At 39.3% G+C, this 15210-nt stretch carries 14 protein-coding genes; 10 read left to right on the top strand and 4 right to left on the bottom strand.

Features of this window, described 5'->3' with window-relative positions; translation table 11 throughout:
• Positions 1 to 488: 488 nt before the first annotated feature.
• The 3 genes from AC106S_RS02465 to AC106S_RS02475 all read left to right on the top strand — a co-directional run bounded on the left by AC106S_RS02465 (position 489) and on the right by AC106S_RS02475 (position 3346).
• Positions 489 to 995: a hypothetical protein gene (locus AC106S_RS02465; protein ID WP_482437546.1), complete on the top strand. Its 507-nt coding sequence runs from the start codon at positions 489 to 491 to the stop codon at positions 993 to 995.
• Positions 996 to 1131: 136 nt separating this feature from the next.
• Positions 1132 to 2046 (top strand): helix-turn-helix domain-containing protein, encoded by a 915-nt coding sequence (locus AC106S_RS02470; protein WP_482437547.1) that lies wholly within the window; start codon positions 1132 to 1134, stop codon positions 2044 to 2046.
• A 94-nt stretch (positions 2047 to 2140) separates the two neighbouring features.
• Entirely contained in the window at positions 2141 to 3346 is a 1206-nt protein-coding gene (locus AC106S_RS02475; protein WP_482438412.1) for an MFS transporter, read from the top strand.
• A gap of 180 nt (positions 3347 to 3526) precedes the next feature.
• Here the strand turns inward: AC106S_RS02475 and AC106S_RS02480 are convergent, their stop codons facing one another.
• Positions 3527 to 3697, bottom strand: coding sequence for a DUF488 domain-containing protein (locus AC106S_RS02480; RefSeq protein WP_482437548.1), 171 nt, complete (start codon positions 3695 to 3697; stop codon positions 3527 to 3529).
• 267 nt (positions 3698 to 3964) lie between these two features.
• On the opposite strand from AC106S_RS02480, the gene bla (AC106S_RS02485) reads away from it, so the two are divergent.
• The 5 genes from bla (AC106S_RS02485) to AC106S_RS02505 are packed head-to-tail and all read left to right on the top strand — an operon-like array spanning position 3965 to position 8255.
• A complete protein-coding gene (gene bla / locus AC106S_RS02485; RefSeq protein ID WP_482437549.1) occupies positions 3965 to 4855 on the top strand; it encodes a class A beta-lactamase, subclass A2 in 891 nt (296 codons plus the stop codon).
• A 1-nt stretch (position 4856) separates the two neighbouring features.
• Positions 4857 to 5531 (top strand): alpha/beta hydrolase, encoded by a 675-nt coding sequence (locus tag AC106S_RS02490; RefSeq protein ID WP_482437550.1) that lies wholly within the window; start codon positions 4857 to 4859, stop codon positions 5529 to 5531.
• A gap of 9 nt (positions 5532 to 5540) precedes the next feature.
• A complete protein-coding gene (locus AC106S_RS02495; protein WP_482437551.1) occupies positions 5541 to 6302 on the top strand; it encodes an alpha/beta hydrolase family protein in 762 nt (253 codons plus the stop codon).
• A 21-nt stretch (positions 6303 to 6323) separates the two neighbouring features.
• Entirely contained in the window at positions 6324 to 7211 is an 888-nt protein-coding gene (bla, locus tag AC106S_RS02500) for a class A beta-lactamase (RefSeq protein ID WP_482437552.1), read from the top strand.
• Positions 7212 to 7214: 3 nt separating this feature from the next.
• A complete protein-coding gene (locus tag AC106S_RS02505) occupies positions 7215 to 8255 on the top strand; it encodes a serine hydrolase domain-containing protein (protein ID WP_482437553.1) in 1041 nt (346 codons plus the stop codon).
• A 215-nt stretch (positions 8256 to 8470) separates the two neighbouring features.
• Here the strand turns inward: AC106S_RS02505 and AC106S_RS02510 are convergent, their stop codons facing one another.
• The 3 genes from AC106S_RS02510 to AC106S_RS02520 form a co-directional block, all read right to left on the bottom strand.
• Complete coding sequence (locus AC106S_RS02510; RefSeq protein WP_482437554.1) at positions 8471 to 8695, bottom strand: hypothetical protein; 225 nt, start codon at positions 8693 to 8695, stop codon at positions 8471 to 8473.
• 133 nt (positions 8696 to 8828) lie between these two features.
• Positions 8829 to 9929, bottom strand: coding sequence for a lactonase family protein (locus AC106S_RS02515; RefSeq protein ID WP_482437555.1), 1101 nt, complete (start codon positions 9927 to 9929; stop codon positions 8829 to 8831).
• Between the two features lie 422 nt (positions 9930 to 10351).
• Positions 10352 to 11905, bottom strand: a complete 1554-nt coding sequence (locus AC106S_RS02520; RefSeq protein WP_482437556.1) for a hypothetical protein — start codon at positions 11903 to 11905, stop codon at positions 10352 to 10354.
• 574 nt (positions 11906 to 12479) lie between these two features.
• Here AC106S_RS02520 and AC106S_RS02525 point away from each other — a divergent pair.
• Together AC106S_RS02525 and AC106S_RS02530 are read left to right on the top strand one after the other, a co-directional pair.
• The gene (locus AC106S_RS02525) at positions 12480 to 12926 is read left to right on the top strand and encodes a hypothetical protein (RefSeq protein ID WP_482437557.1); all 447 of its coding nucleotides are present in this window, start codon (positions 12480 to 12482) and stop codon (positions 12924 to 12926) included.
• A complete protein-coding gene (locus tag AC106S_RS02530; protein ID WP_482437558.1) occupies positions 12923 to 15208 on the top strand; it encodes a GMC oxidoreductase in 2286 nt (761 codons plus the stop codon). The genes AC106S_RS02525 and AC106S_RS02530 overlap by 4 nt, the downstream gene beginning before the upstream one ends.
• The last annotated feature ends 2 nt before the right edge of the window (positions 15209 to 15210 follow it).

Here is a 15210-nt window from a genome sequence, read left to right on the forward strand (position 1 = left end):
GGTGAAGCTGATCTTCCGCAACTTTTTAGCAGCCTGCAAACAAGCAGTAAAATCCTGACTATATTTTGTTTGGAACATTAAGATTTAAGATGAGTTCAGAAAAAAATCTGCTCAATCTGTATGATCAGCGAGAATTAAAAATCATAAAATGCACAGAAAATAAAGATTTACGTATACACAGCAGAAAATTTTTAACCCCCAAAGGGGAAAAAGAATTTAACTCCTTAATCAACTTTAAGCTGAAAGCCTTGCTGTATAGAAGTTCACAAAAAGTTTAGAAATCGATTTCTATTTATCATGGAAGAAACCCGCGTGATCAGCGAGAACATAATATCCGCTGCAGTATCATGTTCCGTGATGTCTTTAGATACTGTTGTAAGCTATGAAAACATTTTATCCCCGGCTTTTTTCAACTGTACCGGTTAAATTTAACTCAACTGTACCTTTTTTGAATGAAATAATCTTATAATTTTGAATAAAAAAGATTTATGGAGATCATTTCAAAATTTACAGTAGGTTCTGAAGAGGGAATTTCTGATCTTATATCCATCATTGATTCTTCGGTTTACAGTCTGCACAAAGACCTGGTTTCTGAAGAAGAGATTCACAAATATATTAACAATGAAATAGACCCGAGAAAGATGATCAACGATCTGAATGATCTTTCCAACCAGCTGATCATGACCTATGCGGACAAAAAACCCGTTGGATACAGCATTATAAAAAGCGGTTCCGTATATCCGGGAATTCCGGAGGGTAAAAAATCGACAGAGATCAGTTTTGTTATTCTGCCTGAATACCACTCTCCGGAGGTACAGCAATCGCTCTGGAAAAAATGCAGATCTGCGGTAAGCTTTACAGAGATCATATGGATCAATATGCTGGCTCATGATCCGCTTCTGGAGTTTTTAAAGGAATCAGGATTTACACTGGCTTCCGATTCTCAGGCAGGACCTTTTCAGCTCCCATCACATCTGTTGACAATGGAGATTTAAAGAGAATAAGAACGGGAGACTGATTATCCGGAACAGACGGTCGCGGATTTCAAAAACTCAATACATTCCTGTTTCCATTTTCATATTTCGGACTTCGTCAGATTTGCGTATCTTTGATTTTTATAATTTTAAATCAATGAGCGATCAGCTGGAAACCATACAAGATTATTACAGACGCATCCGGAAAGACCGGATCAAAATGTTTGATTCTGAGGATTTTGAAATGGGAAAATCCCACTTCAATATTTCGATGCGGAAATACTGCAGCTTCAAGAGCCCCTACAACCGCAGGGATTATTACAAGATCAGCTTTATCATAGGAAAAGGCACGATTCATTACGGTACACATCAGCTGTATATCGACCGGCCTGCCCTGTTCTTTCCTTCGCCCAGTATTCCCTATTCGTGGGAGTGTGACGGTGATTTCCAGGAAGGTTATTTCTGTCTCTTTAATCAGGAATTCTTTAACGGAAATTCTGAATTCAGCCTGTTTAAAAAGACTTCGCTGTTCAAAGAATGGAGTAAGCCTGTTGTTTTTTTAACGGAGGAACAGACTCAACTCGCTACGCTTTATTTTGACCAGATTTACAGGATGAATAATTCGGCCTATCCGTTCCGGTGCAACAGCATTAAAAGCCATCTGGCTTCTGTTCTGCATCTGGCTCTGGAAAACCGTGTGGATGATATCAACCCGAATGAACTTCCCGCCAACATCCGTCTTTACCGTTTATTTGATGAGCTGCTCAATAAGCAGTTCCCATTGGATTCCCCGGCTTATCCGCTGGCCCTGAAGACCGCTTCAGATTTTGCGGAACACCTTAATGTGCACGTCAACCATCTGAATTCATCGGTAAAATCTGTTACCCGGCTTACCACTACCCAGATCATTAAAGAAAGAATGTTTGAAGAGTCCAAAAACCTGCTGAAATACACCAACTGGGATATTGCTGAAATCGGCTACACCCTGGGATTCGATCAGCCGGCCCATTTCAATAATTTTTTCAAGAAACATGCTGATGTCTCTCCGCTCAAATTTAAAAATGCATTATAAATCTTTGATTTTTGTAATTTTTACTTTGTCTTTTAAAATTCAATCCGGCTATTCCTGATGTACTTTTGTACGGTAAAAAAAATGAATGATTATGTTGATGAAAGAAGCATCTGAAAAACGCATCAGATTAATAACGGTCATGGCCTTTATATCAATCCCGCTTTCGGGGTTTGTCACTGATATATATCTGCCTTCCTTCCCTTCTATGGCTAAAGAAATGCAGGTTTCCGAAAAGGATATTCAGATCACTTTAACGTCTTACCTTCTGAGCTACGGGATTTCCCAGCTGTTCGTTGGCGGTATTCTGGACAGCATAGGGCGTTACCGTCCAAAATTGCTGGCTTTATTCCTGCTGATCATCAGCAGTATTATGATTACGCTTACCGACAGTATTTTCCTGATATGTCTTCTCCGGATCCTTCAGGGTGCTGCTGTTTCTGTTCTGGTTGTAGCTACCCGTGCTATATTTGTTGATATTTATGATTCTGAAAAAGTAAAGCATTACCTGAGCTATTTTACCATTGTATGGTCATGCGGACCTATTTTGGCTCCTTTTTTAGGCGGATACCTTGAAAAGCTGTTCAACTGGCATGCGAATTTTCATTTTCTGGCATTCTATGCAGGAATTCTTTTCCTTTTCGAATGGTTCTTCAGTGGAGAAAGCCTTCCTGAAAAGAAAAAGCTGGATCTTTCGGAAAATATCAGTCTGTATAAAATGATGCTGAAGAACCGTATTTTCATGCTGGGGATCATTATTCTCGGGTTGAGCTATTCTATTGTGATGCTCTTCAATATCACCGGACCATTTATTATTGAAAATACCTTTCATTTCACTCCGGTGGTGATCGGTTACTGTACGCTGATTTTAGGATTTTCATGGATGATTGGCGGCTTTATCGGAAAACGCAGGCTTAAACTTGATTTTAAGGAACGGATCTTACAGCCTATTATTCTGCAGCTGATCCTGATTACCGGACTGATCATTACAGGAAGTTTTGCAGAAAGTCTTTTTATCATGGTTCCTTTCGCCTTCTTTATTCATATCTGTTCAGGAATCCTGTTTACCTCATTCTTTACAACGAGTATGCTGTACTTTCCGAAAAATGCAGGAACAGCCGGAGGACTGATGGGAGGACTGGTGTATGTGATCACTTCGGTTACCAGCTTTATTATTTCTGTAAGCGGAACCGTTACGGATCAGAATGGTCTGGCCTGCCGTTATCTCATCATTGCTCTTGTTCTTCTTGGAGTGATCCTCATCATGAATCAGGCAGTAAAAAGAGAAAAGGCAGAGAACTGATCCCTGTTTCACGGTTGTAAGTTTTCGAGATACTGTTTCAGGATAATGGTATGGCAATGGTTTTCATATTTTGCAGCATACAGCGGCGTGATCTTTTCCTCATCCTTATGACCGCAGCAGGAAACCCTTTCCGGAATTGTTTATGTTGAGCTCATACATGTATTTTTCAGCGAAATCTTTCTATAAATCCGGGTCGTGATGAAACCATTTCCGGAGTTCTGATGAGGGTGTCAGATCTTTACCCCGGGCATCAATGCCAGCATGTTCCTTAGAAAGCCCTCCGGGCCGGAGACGGTCTGCCAGCACACGAAACGCGTCTTCCGGAGTTGGAGTTTCACAGACCCGTTTCAACGTTATTATACTTATTTGATACGGTACTAAAGGGACTGATATTTAAAATTTCCAGGATTCAGATCACGAAAAATTCTTTATATGAGCCCGGATGATTCATTCATTTTCTCTTTGTAAGATCATGCCTATTTTTTTTCAGAACCATACAGAGCTTTTCCTTTTTTTGTTTAATTTAGCAAAGTGCTGAGCAGCATTCAGACCGGAATTCCCCATACGGCCTGAAATATTTCTTCGCCATCATTAACGATAAAACAATCTTTCACAAAAATGAAAAAAATTGTGTTCCTGGTCTCTGTATGCATGATTTCTGTACAGCTGAGTGCACAGTCTGCTGAAAATTTACGAAAAGAAATCATCCGGATCATGGCATCAAAAAATGCTACTGCCGGAATATCCGTCAAAAATATAGAGGATAAAGACACTTTAAACATCAACGGCAATATGAGTATGCCGATGATGAGTGTTTTCAAATTTCATATCGCTCTTGCCGTCCTGGACCGGGTGGATAAAGGGAAGCTGCAGCTGCACCAGAAATTCTTTATAAAAAAGGAAGAACTTCTTCCCGATACCTGGAGCCCTATCCGTGATGAATTTCCTGACGGAAATATAAGTCTTACCCTTGACCAGCTGTTACGGTACACCGTTTCTCACAGTGATAACAATGGCTGTGATATTCTTCTGAGAATGACAGGAGGACCTGAGGCGGTTCAGAAATTCATTAAGAAACAGGGTATCAGGGATATTACCATTAAGCTGGATGAAGAGCAGATGGGTAAAGCCTGGGAAAACCTGTATGTAAATACCACAACTCCTGAAGCGACGACCTTTCTTCTGGAAAAATTTTACAGAGGAAAAATTCTGAAGAAAAATACATCAGCCTATCTTTACCGGATCATGGTGCAGACTTCACGCGGACTGACATGGATGAAAGCAGGTCTGCCTCCCGGAACGGAACTGGCTCACAGAACAGGTATTTCCGGAAACAACAAAGACAATCTGAGGGCAGCTATGAATGATGTGGGAATTTTTAAACTTCCCAACGGAAAACACGTCATTCTTTCCGTATATCTGAAAAACATTACGGAAGAACGTGCTGACACTGAAAAAATAATTGCAGCCATTGCTGAAGCGACTTATAACCACTATAACACTCAATAAAATGATGTTCATCAGAAAATTCATATGGGCCGCAGTGATTTTAACGGCTTCTTTCAGCTGCAAACCTCATCAGAAAACAGAAATCGTCCGGGAAAAAAAGAATTATGTGTTTTTTCTGCATAATAAATTTGTTGAGAACAACCCTTCAGGAACGATTGCCCCTGAATATAATACAAAAGCGGAATATAATGAAATACTGACTTCTTTCCGGAAAGACGGCTTTGTGGTCATCAGCGAGAAAAGAAAACCTAAAACAGATGCCGTAATGTATGCTAAAAAGGTCGTCTCACAGATCGACAGTTTAACGGCAATGGGGGTCAAGCCCGATCATATTACCGTGGTCGGCACATCCAAAGGCGGCTATATTGCTCAGTTTGTTTCTACGTATGCTAAAAATCCGGATCTTAATTTTGTTCTGATCGGCTGTTATCAGGATTCTGATATCAAAGAAGTTCCTGATATCAATTTCTGCGGAAATATTCTGACTATCTATGAAAAAACCGATGTTTTCGGGGTATCCGCCATTAAAAGAAAAGAACTGTCTAACCTCTCCGTTCCCCGTTTTAAAGAAATCGAACTTAATACCGGATTAAAGCACGGATTTTTATACCTTGCTTCCGATGAATGGATTCTGCCGGCTAAAAAATGGGCAGCAAGAAATTATGACCTTAAATAACCCGGTGGTATGATGCGATATTCAGTGTTTATTATTTTAAGTTTTCTTTTTATCCAATGTTCTGTGAGAACCAGTGGTATTGCAGTTGCCAGTGCAGATTTTGAACCGGACACGCTGACTTATTTCGACCAGTCCAGAAGCCGGAAGATCCCGGTAGCCATTTATCAACCTAAAAATAAAAAAACAGCCCATCTTACCCCCATTATTTTCAGTCACGGCTGGGGCGAAAATAAAGGCGGGGATTATTTTGTGTATTCCTATCTCACCAAACTTCTTGCGTCAAAAGGATATTTTGTCGTAAGTATCCAGCATGAACTGCCTGGTGATGAAATGCTGGCGATGGACGGAAATCTCAGGGTTACAAGGATGCCCAACTGGGAACGCGGTGCCCGGAATATTCTCTTTGTTCTGAACAGGCTGAAAACCGATTTTCCAGATCTTTCCTACAATAAACTGGCTGTAATAGGACATTCCAACGGTGGCGACATGACTGCTCTTTTTGCCCATCAGCATCCTGAACTTATTCATAAGGTGATTACGATGGATAACCGGAGAATGCCGCTACCCAGAACGGCTCATCCTAAAATCTACACGCTACGCTCCAATGATTATCCCGCAGATGAGGGGGTTCTGCCTGCGGAAGAAGAAAAAAAGAAATACGGAATAACCGTTGACTTTACCCCGATCAACCACGGCAGTATGGACAACGACGCAACTCCTGATGAAGGTGAATATATGACACAGAAGATCCTGGAGTATTTAAAGAATTAATCATTTTAACAAAAAAAAAATATGCAATCTGCAAGATTTTACTATGCTGCCCTTAGTATTATGCTGGGATCATTCAGCCTGAATGCTCAAAAGACCACGAGTCTTGCTCAGAAAATTGAAAGCATTATCTCCGGTAAAAAAGCGGATGTAGGCGTTTCTGTTATCGGAGTTCAAAAAAATGACAAAGTACTGATTCACGGTGACCAATTTTACCCGATGCTGAGCACGTTCAAATTTCCTATTGCTTTAACTACGCTTCATCAGGTTGAAAAAGGCAGACTGAGCCTGGACCAGAAACTTTTCATTAAAAAGGAGGAACTGCTGGAAAATACCTGGAGCCCCTTCAAGGAAAAACACCCTGAAGGAAATATTACGATCAGCCTGGAAGAGGCTCTGCAATGGATGATGTGTTACAGTGATAACAATTTAACAGACATTATTCTGAGACTGATTGGAGGAACTGAACCTGTACAAAAATTCATCGGAAGTGATTTTATCATCAAAAACAATGAGGAAGGAATGCATAAAGACTGGGATGCTCAGTTTATCAATAAGATTACTCCCAGGAAGGCCGCTGATCTTTTGGAAAAGTTCTATCAGGGAAAAATATTGAATAAAGCGCACACTCAATGGCTTTACAATGCCATGCTCAACAACCGGACCGGCCTGAAACGCCTGAAAGGAAAGCTGCCGGAAAATGTAAAAGCAGCCCACAGAAGCGGAACATCTTTCACCAATGAAGCAGGAATGACCGGTGCTGTGAACAGTTACGGGATTATTGAACTTTCCGGCAACAGAAAAATCGTTGTTGCCGTTTTTGTACATGATACCTATGAAAGTTTTGATAACGCCGAGACTATCATCGCTGATATTTCCAAAGCCGCTTATGACCACTATAACACAAAATAACCTATGTTGAAAACCTCACTTTTTCCCACCTTACTGATTGCTGTGGCATTCTGTACCCCGGTGAATGCACAGAAAGCGGCAGCCTATTCCGGAAAGCTAGACAGTATTATAACCGCTTCGGAGCCCTTACAGTTCAACGGGGTTGTTCTTGTCTCCCAGGGCGGAAAAACCCGATATCTGAAAGCACATGGTTACAAAGATTTTGATAAAAAGATTCCCCTGAAAACAGACGATCAGTTCGAAATCATGTCCAATTCCAAACAGATTACAGCGGTTCTGGTTTTACAGGCAGCTGAAAAAGGAAACCTTGACCTTGAGACCCCGATCCGGAAGTATCTGCCGGAACTCACCCAATCCTGGGCGGATACGGTCACGGTACACCATCTTCTGAATCATACCCATGGTATTGTTGACACCGAAAAGCCCCTGGTTATCAAGCCCGGTTCACAATTCAAATATGGAAATCTGTCTTATGCCCTTTTGGGTGAAATTCTTGAAAATACAACGAAAAAGAAATACACAGCACTGGCTCATGCCCTGTTCAAAAAACTGAAAATGAATAAGACTTTCTGCTACGACGCGCAGAATAAACAATCTTTGGTTCCGGGGTACAGGAGTGAGAATAACCGGTATCAGAAAACAGGGGAAACGTTTATCAATACGGAACTGCTGCCCGCTGCCGGAATTGTTTCCACGGTTCAGGATCTGGCAAAATGGGATCAGGCCCTCTACAAAGGAAAACTGCTTTCCCCCAAGTATCAGAAGGCGATGATGACCGCTTCTACTCTGTCCCAGCACAGTGTTTTCGGAAAAGAGAATATGGGATTCGGGTACAGCGTGAGAGTGGTCAGAGAACAGGGACTGGATTATTTCGGGATTACAGGATTGGGAGATGGTTTTACCTGCCTTAATGTATATTTCCCATCCACTGATACCAGTGTAATTGTTCTTGAGAACCAGATGCCAAGAAATAGTGAGTATTGGAGCTATAAGGAGGCTGCTATTAAGAATGCAGTACTGAAGAGTATTGTCAACAGACATTAATCTTGGGGCCGTTTTATCTCTAATGCATAAATTTACGCTAAAACCGGAATTGAAAGATTTTATTTTATTCAATAGCAACGGCTTCAACCTGTTGCTATTGAATAATCAATTTGGGTCAACTATGGCAGGACTGAGTTTCATAAGCGTTCTAAACCCCGATTAAGAAAATAAAAAACCGAAAATTACCTTAAAAAGACAACGCTTTCTGTTATTTTTTATTGATCCCGCCAGCTATACCTGCAATATCTGCACTGTTTGGCAAAAGGGGTCCGGGCCGGTTTACCGCATTCCGGGCAGTTGTTGAAAAACACTTTTTCAGGATTTTCCTCCAGGATCCGTTTGATGATTTTCTGTTCAAATTCCCCATAGCCATTTTTCAGGAGGGCTGATACTTCAGGATCTGAACTTATCCAGCCTTTTTCAGCCATTATCTTTCTCATCTGAGAATTTTCAGATGTCTTGCTTGTGTATACATGATACTTTAATGCCAACTGTTCATCATCAGTCATTAAATGACGAAAATAATTTCTGACATAGTTTATGATTTCTTTATCCATTCTGTATCTGCAAAAATTAATATTTTCTGATCTGTACGGAAGTGACATTTTTTATTTTTACTCTGCGCCCGGATTTTTTCAGTAATCCGGTTTCTGTATTTCTCTTAAATACAAAGACATCACTGCTGACTACATTGGTTACGATCAGGAACTTTCCGGATTCATCTATGGCAAATGTTCTGGGATGTTTTCCTCCGGTTGGCTGGTAGCCTACATTTTTCAGTTTTCCGTCATTCTGAATGGAAAATATGGCAATATTATTTTCATGACCGCGGTTTGAGGCATACAAAAATTTACCGTCAGGAGAAATATGAACATCTGAGCCTTCAAAATCTTCTCTGAATTTTTCAGAATGGGTAAAGATCCTCTGTACAGGTGTTAATTTTCCGTTTTCATATGAATATACACTTACAGCACCTCCCATTTCTTCGATGCAATAGGCCAATTTTCCGTTCGGATGAAAAGTAAAGTGTCTCGGACCACTTCCAGGGACAGTCTGAGTAAAAGGTTGTCCGGCTGCGGTTAAAGGCCGGTCTTTTTCAGTGTCAAACCCGTAAGCCCTGATCTTATCTGCGCCCAGATCCTGCAGAAAGATATAATTAAAATCAGGAGAAAAAACAGTGGAATGAATATGGGAACGGTCCTGCCTATCCGGATTAACACTTCCCTCTGAAAACTGAAAGTTCTGAACCGCAGGCTGAATCACGCCGTTTTCTGAAACCGGATATACGGAAACACTTCCTTCCGTGTAGTTTCCGTTAACCAGCCATTTGCCATTTTGATGGGCTGTAAGATATACCGGATTTTCACCGCCGCTTTTCTGGCTGCTGATGAAGGTAAGTGTTCTGTTTTCAGGACTGAACTCAAAGCTGCTTACACTTCCTGCATTTTCTGTTTTGCTGTCTGTACAGGCAAAAAGATACTTACCATTTTGTGATAAACTGAGGAATGACGGATTCCGGATATTTTTCACTGCGGTTACTTTGGATAGTTTTCCGCGGACCGTATCCAGTTCATAAACATAAATGCCTTCTGTTGTTTTGTCCCAGTTAAATGAGCCAAAAAATACGTATGTATTCTGTGAGTATAATTTTGCGCTGGCTAAAATTATAGTCATCAGACTCAATGCTTTCTTCAATTTTCGTTATTTGTTTTTAATGGATTTTTTGGAGTGGTATTCCCAGTGATGAGCAAATTTATGGATTTACTTCGGAATATGGCAGTATGAAAGGATATTATCGGAATATTGAATTTAAGATCTTTTAAATACTATTACATTTCTTTAAGTCTGTAAAAAGGTTTACCACGCAAAGGTGATGAGTAATTCCGTTTTATTTTGAGTGGGCAAAGTGATGCGACTCCGTCGCTGATGAAGTTTTATAGCTATGTGTAGGTTTCAACGGATCAACATAGATTTTACGCTTGCTTTTTAAAATGCTTGAATATTTATTTCATAATTATACTCATATTTAAAGTTAATTTTCTTTACAAAAAGTTCTTCATCATACAAATATCCCTTGAGTAAAGTTTAATGTGTTTTTAGTAATTTTTTATTACATCCTTACCTATCAAAACCTTTAATTGCCAAAATATTTCTTCATCATTTATATTTTGCCAATGATTTTCAAAAACTGGATTAAAACGATCAAAATAGTTTTTTTTCTCTCTAAAAATGATCAATCTTTCTTTATCGCAAATGCCAAATACAGTTGATTTCATCAGGCGGGCGTATGATAAAGCCTGGTTATATGACTTTGTTTTTTCAATGTTGGAACTCATATCAAACTTTGCTTCAATCACCATTGGAGCATTTTGGAAATAAATTTCACCTTTTGGTAAAAATACAAAATCAGGGACGGCTTTTTCTTTTCTTCCTGCTTTTTGTGATAATTGTCTTGTCCAGTCAATTTCAGAATATCCTAACTTTTTTAATAAAGGAATTAACAACTTTTCCTCAACATCCTTTTCACTTTTCAATTGCTCGTCAAATTCTAAATTGAGTTTATGAAGCTGAGGTAAAGTAGAAACGTCAAATGCTTTTTCCTGTAATAAACGCCGTAATTCTTTATAATCAGTAGATGAAAACCGGATACCATTCACACCTTGAAAATTCTTGCGGGTAATAGGAAGTTTTGAAAAATAAGGATCAGCTTTTAGTTCTCTTAATGTTATATGAGGAACAACAATGCCATTACTAGCCCTAGTTCTGCTATTATAATAGTTAAAAGGTGTATAAACACCATCAATATCTGCCCTCCAGATAGATTGAATACAACTGTAAGGTGCAAGAACATACATTATAATTATATCTCCTCGTTTTGTATTTTCATTACACGTCCAAACAGATTTTGAGCCTGTAATAGGATTTTGTAAAAAGGTCAAATAATCTTCTTTACTTCCACCAGTCAGCCATACATTTGTTGGTTCTGGCATTTCTATTTTTATTTCATCTTCTTCTAGCAGCATCAATGCAAAATCGTAAATACAGGCACAAATTTCCTCCCGTTTAAACTGATTTTCATGCGCAAACTTTAAAATATTATCATTAAGTTCATTATAAAATAACAGCCGTCCTCTTTTATCGGATTTTACAGGTAATTTGGGTATGGAAATTTGTAAAACATCTAGTACCTTCATAAAGACATCAAATTGTTCACGAAAAAGAACGGGAAAGAAAAATCCATTACTATAAAAATAAAGCACGAGTGAAATCTCCGATAATATTGCACAGAAAGATTTATAATCTTTTTGGGAAATCAATGGTGGTGAATTTTCCTGTATAATCAACTCTCTCTGTGAATTTTCTTCAACAAAAAAAATTTCAAGATGATCAATTAATTTTATAAAGTATTCGGTATTACTTTCTCCATCTTCTATAAATAGTTTACTTGCAATAATGTTATCAATAACTAGACAACAATTATCTAAAAAATAATCTTCAACATCAGGTCCTCCAAAATATTCATTATATTTTTGAAAAATTTGTTTAGCTTTTAATTCAAGATCATCATTTTCACTATCAAAAGTAAAAAGATCAATCACTTCTTTTCCTTTTTTTGAATCCTTGTATAAATTCCAGAAGTTTTTATTCATTTAATCTAATAGTATTAGTTTTTATTATGATTCAAGAGAATATGTTAGTTCACTAATTTACATATTTATCCAATTTGATGAAGTGTTTAAATCATTGATAAAAATAAATTATTCACCAAAAATCATGAATAATTCATAGAATCGTAAAAATTAATTGCTTTAGATAATAAACTGAAAACCTTCGATTTTCTTCTTATGTGAACTTCAATATTCGCAATTTTCCTAAATATCTTAAGTGCCCTAAAAGGGTCTAAAAATATGACTTTATCAAATTTCCTACTATTTAAAACAATTCTAAACCAAGTGAATTAAAATCACGGCAAACCCTTTTATTTAAAGTATTTGTTACATCATTTAATATAAACATCTTCAAAAATTACGTAGAAATACTGAATCGTATGTAACAGGATCGGGGTAATTTCGGATAAACAAAAACTGATCATTATGGATAGCTCCCAAAGCCACAACCCATGTCTTAAAAAGAGATGGGTGCTCAAATCATGCTCTGAAATATCTGACAGACAGGTCACGATTACAAAAATTAAGATACCACAACCCTCAAACTTTTAACGAAATGATTATTACGAACAAAATTCTCAACATTGATGATTATTATTTTGACGTCTTCATGTCGATCTCACAGGCCCTTACCGGATTTACTTTGAATGAATTACAGTCTACCGGACTCACGGAAACTTATTATACCTATATTTCAGGAAGCCTTGATGGAGGTACTTTTGTAGAATTTCTGACGGTCTCTAAAAACGTACTTGAAAATTCTTTTACTGAAGATCAGTTAAAAAACGCGATTGTTTCCGACATCGTCATGAATCCCGGTATGAGTGATATTGCAGATAAGCTGATTACCCTCTGGTACCTGGGAACCTGGGAAGGAGCCTATATCAACGATCTTTCTTATCAGGAAGGACTGGTATGGAACGTGATGAATGCCCACCCGCCGGGAGCCAAACAACCCGGTTATAAATCCTGGGCCGTTGAACCTGTAAACAGCAACTCATGAGAAATCCTATCCAAAAAAAAGATGTGATCATCGTAGGAACGGGAATCGCCGGATCTCTGATCGCCAAGCTGCTGACGGATCATGTATATAGTGTGAACGGAAAAAAATTCATTCACCGTACTGCCGCGAATATGAAGTTTAAAGAAATACTGGCAGAAATTGGTTTTGACTCCGTAAAAAAACTGGAACATCTTCCCAGATCAGCTTCCTATAAAAAGGAAACGGGCAGTGCTAAAGACCTCACCCATAAAAAAATTGATGCCCAGGCAGCCAAAAAGAATATAGATCCCCAAACCCTTGAAAACAGGATCGGTTTGGAACTTTTCAAAACATATTTCTTTCTTGAATTCTTTCATGAAATATCGATTCTGATGTATGAAGCAGGACTGGAAGCCGGAGTAGAACTGGATTCTGTGTCGTCCATGACCAATTACAATGAATACATCCGCACTTTTTATACGCAGGAAGCCAAAGTTCCGAATTCGCCGTATCCTGATTTAAAGCAGGCTCCCTCGCCTAATGTTCTGGATATCGCACAGATCAATCCTCCATTTCCCGATAAAAAAGGTTACCTCGTTCAGTTTGGCCCTATGGCATTCGCAAGCGACGCGATCCGGGTTGGAGGCGGAACTACCCTTCACTGGCTGGGAACAACGCCAAGAATGCTCCCGAATGATTTCAGACTTACCGAAAAATACGGCATTGAGATCAATAAACCGGACTCTGAAGAAAAAAGTCCGATCAACTGGCCGATTGATTACGATACTTTAAAGCCTTACTACGAAATGGCTGAGTTTGAGATCGGTGTTTCCGGGGATGTTTCAAAGCAGGAATATCCTATCGATGAAAGTATGGAACAGTATTACGGTCATTATGTATTTCCGATGGAAGAAATTCCCCAAAGCTATATGGATCATCAGATCATCAAAGGCCTTAAAAACACAAGTGTTAAACTGAATTTTGAAGAAATCCCGTTACTGCTGGTTCCCTCCCCACAGGGAAGAAATTCCACTCCGAATCTACAATACGGGAATACAAAAGTCATCCGGGCAGAATATAAAAAGCCGGGCTACCATCTGGTTCTGGACCATTCGGAAAAAGAAGAATACAAAGCGCTGGGATCTGTCTGGAATCCTTATATGGGCGAACGCTGCGAAGGCAATGCTTCCTGTGTGCCGATCTGCCCGGTTCAGGCTAAATACAATGCGTTGAAAACCCTGAAAAAAGCATTGTACAAAATGAATGAAAATGATAACCTGAAACGTAATCCGCATATAGAAATCAGGGCTCAGAGTGTGGTGTACCGTTTAAGTGTTGACCAGGATAGGATTTCAAAAGTTCATTTGAGAAGATACACTTCAAAAGAGAAAACCGATTTTGTTGAAGAATATATTGATACTTCGGATTCCATCGTTATTCTGGCAGCCAATGCCTTTGAAAACCCTAAAATCCTTCTGAATTCAAAATATACTGTTACCGAAAACGGACAGCAGGTAGAAAAAACAGTGGCCAACCGCAGTGATCAGGTAGGCCGTAACCTGATGGATCATATGGTAATGCTGACCTGGGGACTGTTCCCTGAGCCTGTATATTCTTACAGAGGACCCGGTTCTACCACCAATATTTCGTCATTCCGTGACGGGAAGTTCAGAAGTGAGTTTTCGGCATGGATCTCCCCTCTCGATAACTGGGGATGGAGCTGGCCTGCATTTTCTCCGGGATCCGATCTTTCTGAATTTCTCGGAAAAGGGCTTTTCGGAGCAGCGCTGAAAGAAGCTTTAGCCGACAGACTTTCCAGACAGGTTTTATTTCATTTTGAAATTGAGCAGCTGCCGAATCCGAATAACAGAGTGACTATTAATAATCAATATATGGATGCCCTGGGAATTCCGCGTCCTGTGATCCATTATGAGCTTACGGATTATGAAAAGAAATCTATGGAACAGGCAAAACTGGCTTCAGACCAGATGTTCGAAAGACTGGGAATTCAGGATTTCACGACATATAATGCAACAGACCCGAATACTACGGTATACAATAATGTGAGGTATTCTTACAATGGAGCCGGGCATATTGTGGGCACACACAGAATGGGCTCTTCACCGGATGATTCCGTGACAGACAGTTACTGTAAATCCTGGGATCATCCGAATTTATACGTCGTCGGAGCCGGAAATATGACTACCCTGGGAACTTCCAACCCTACTTTAACCTTATCCGCATTCACGATCCGTTCGGTAGAATCTATCCTTACCGATCTGGAATCCCACTTTAAAAATTAAAA

It is taken from the genome of Chryseobacterium sp. FR054, from assembly GCF_056844565.1.

What these genes read in the sequence shown, in the direction of transcription:
- AC106S_RS02465 (WP_482437546.1), top strand. Translation starts at nt 489, where the DNA reads ATGGAGATCATTTCAAAATTTACAGTAGGTTCTGAAGAGGGAATTTCT.
- AC106S_RS02470 (WP_482437547.1), top strand. Translation starts at nt 1,132, where the DNA reads ATGAGCGATCAGCTGGAAACCATACAAGATTATTACAGACGCATCCGG.
- bla (WP_482437549.1), top strand. Translation starts at nt 3,965, where the DNA reads ATGAAAAAAATTGTGTTCCTGGTCTCTGTATGCATGATTTCTGTACAG.
- AC106S_RS02490 (WP_482437550.1), top strand. Translation starts at nt 4,857, where the DNA reads ATGATGTTCATCAGAAAATTCATATGGGCCGCAGTGATTTTAACGGCT.
- AC106S_RS02495 (WP_482437551.1), top strand. Translation starts at nt 5,541, where the DNA reads ATGATGCGATATTCAGTGTTTATTATTTTAAGTTTTCTTTTTATCCAA.
- bla (WP_482437552.1), top strand. Translation starts at nt 6,324, where the DNA reads ATGCAATCTGCAAGATTTTACTATGCTGCCCTTAGTATTATGCTGGGA.
- AC106S_RS02505 (WP_482437553.1), top strand. Translation starts at nt 7,215, where the DNA reads ATGTTGAAAACCTCACTTTTTCCCACCTTACTGATTGCTGTGGCATTC.
- AC106S_RS02510 (WP_482437554.1), bottom strand. Translation starts at nt 8,695, where the DNA reads ATGAGAAAGATAATGGCTGAAAAAGGCTGGATAAGTTCAGATCCTGAA.
- AC106S_RS02515 (WP_482437555.1), bottom strand. Translation starts at nt 9,929, where the DNA reads ATGACTATAATTTTAGCCAGCGCAAAATTATACTCACAGAATACATAC.
- AC106S_RS02520 (WP_482437556.1), bottom strand. Translation starts at nt 11,905, where the DNA reads ATGAATAAAAACTTCTGGAATTTATACAAGGATTCAAAAAAAGGAAAA.
- AC106S_RS02525 (WP_482437557.1), top strand. Translation starts at nt 12,480, where the DNA reads ATGATTATTACGAACAAAATTCTCAACATTGATGATTATTATTTTGAC.
- AC106S_RS02530 (WP_482437558.1), top strand. Translation starts at nt 12,923, where the DNA reads ATGAGAAATCCTATCCAAAAAAAAGATGTGATCATCGTAGGAACGGGA.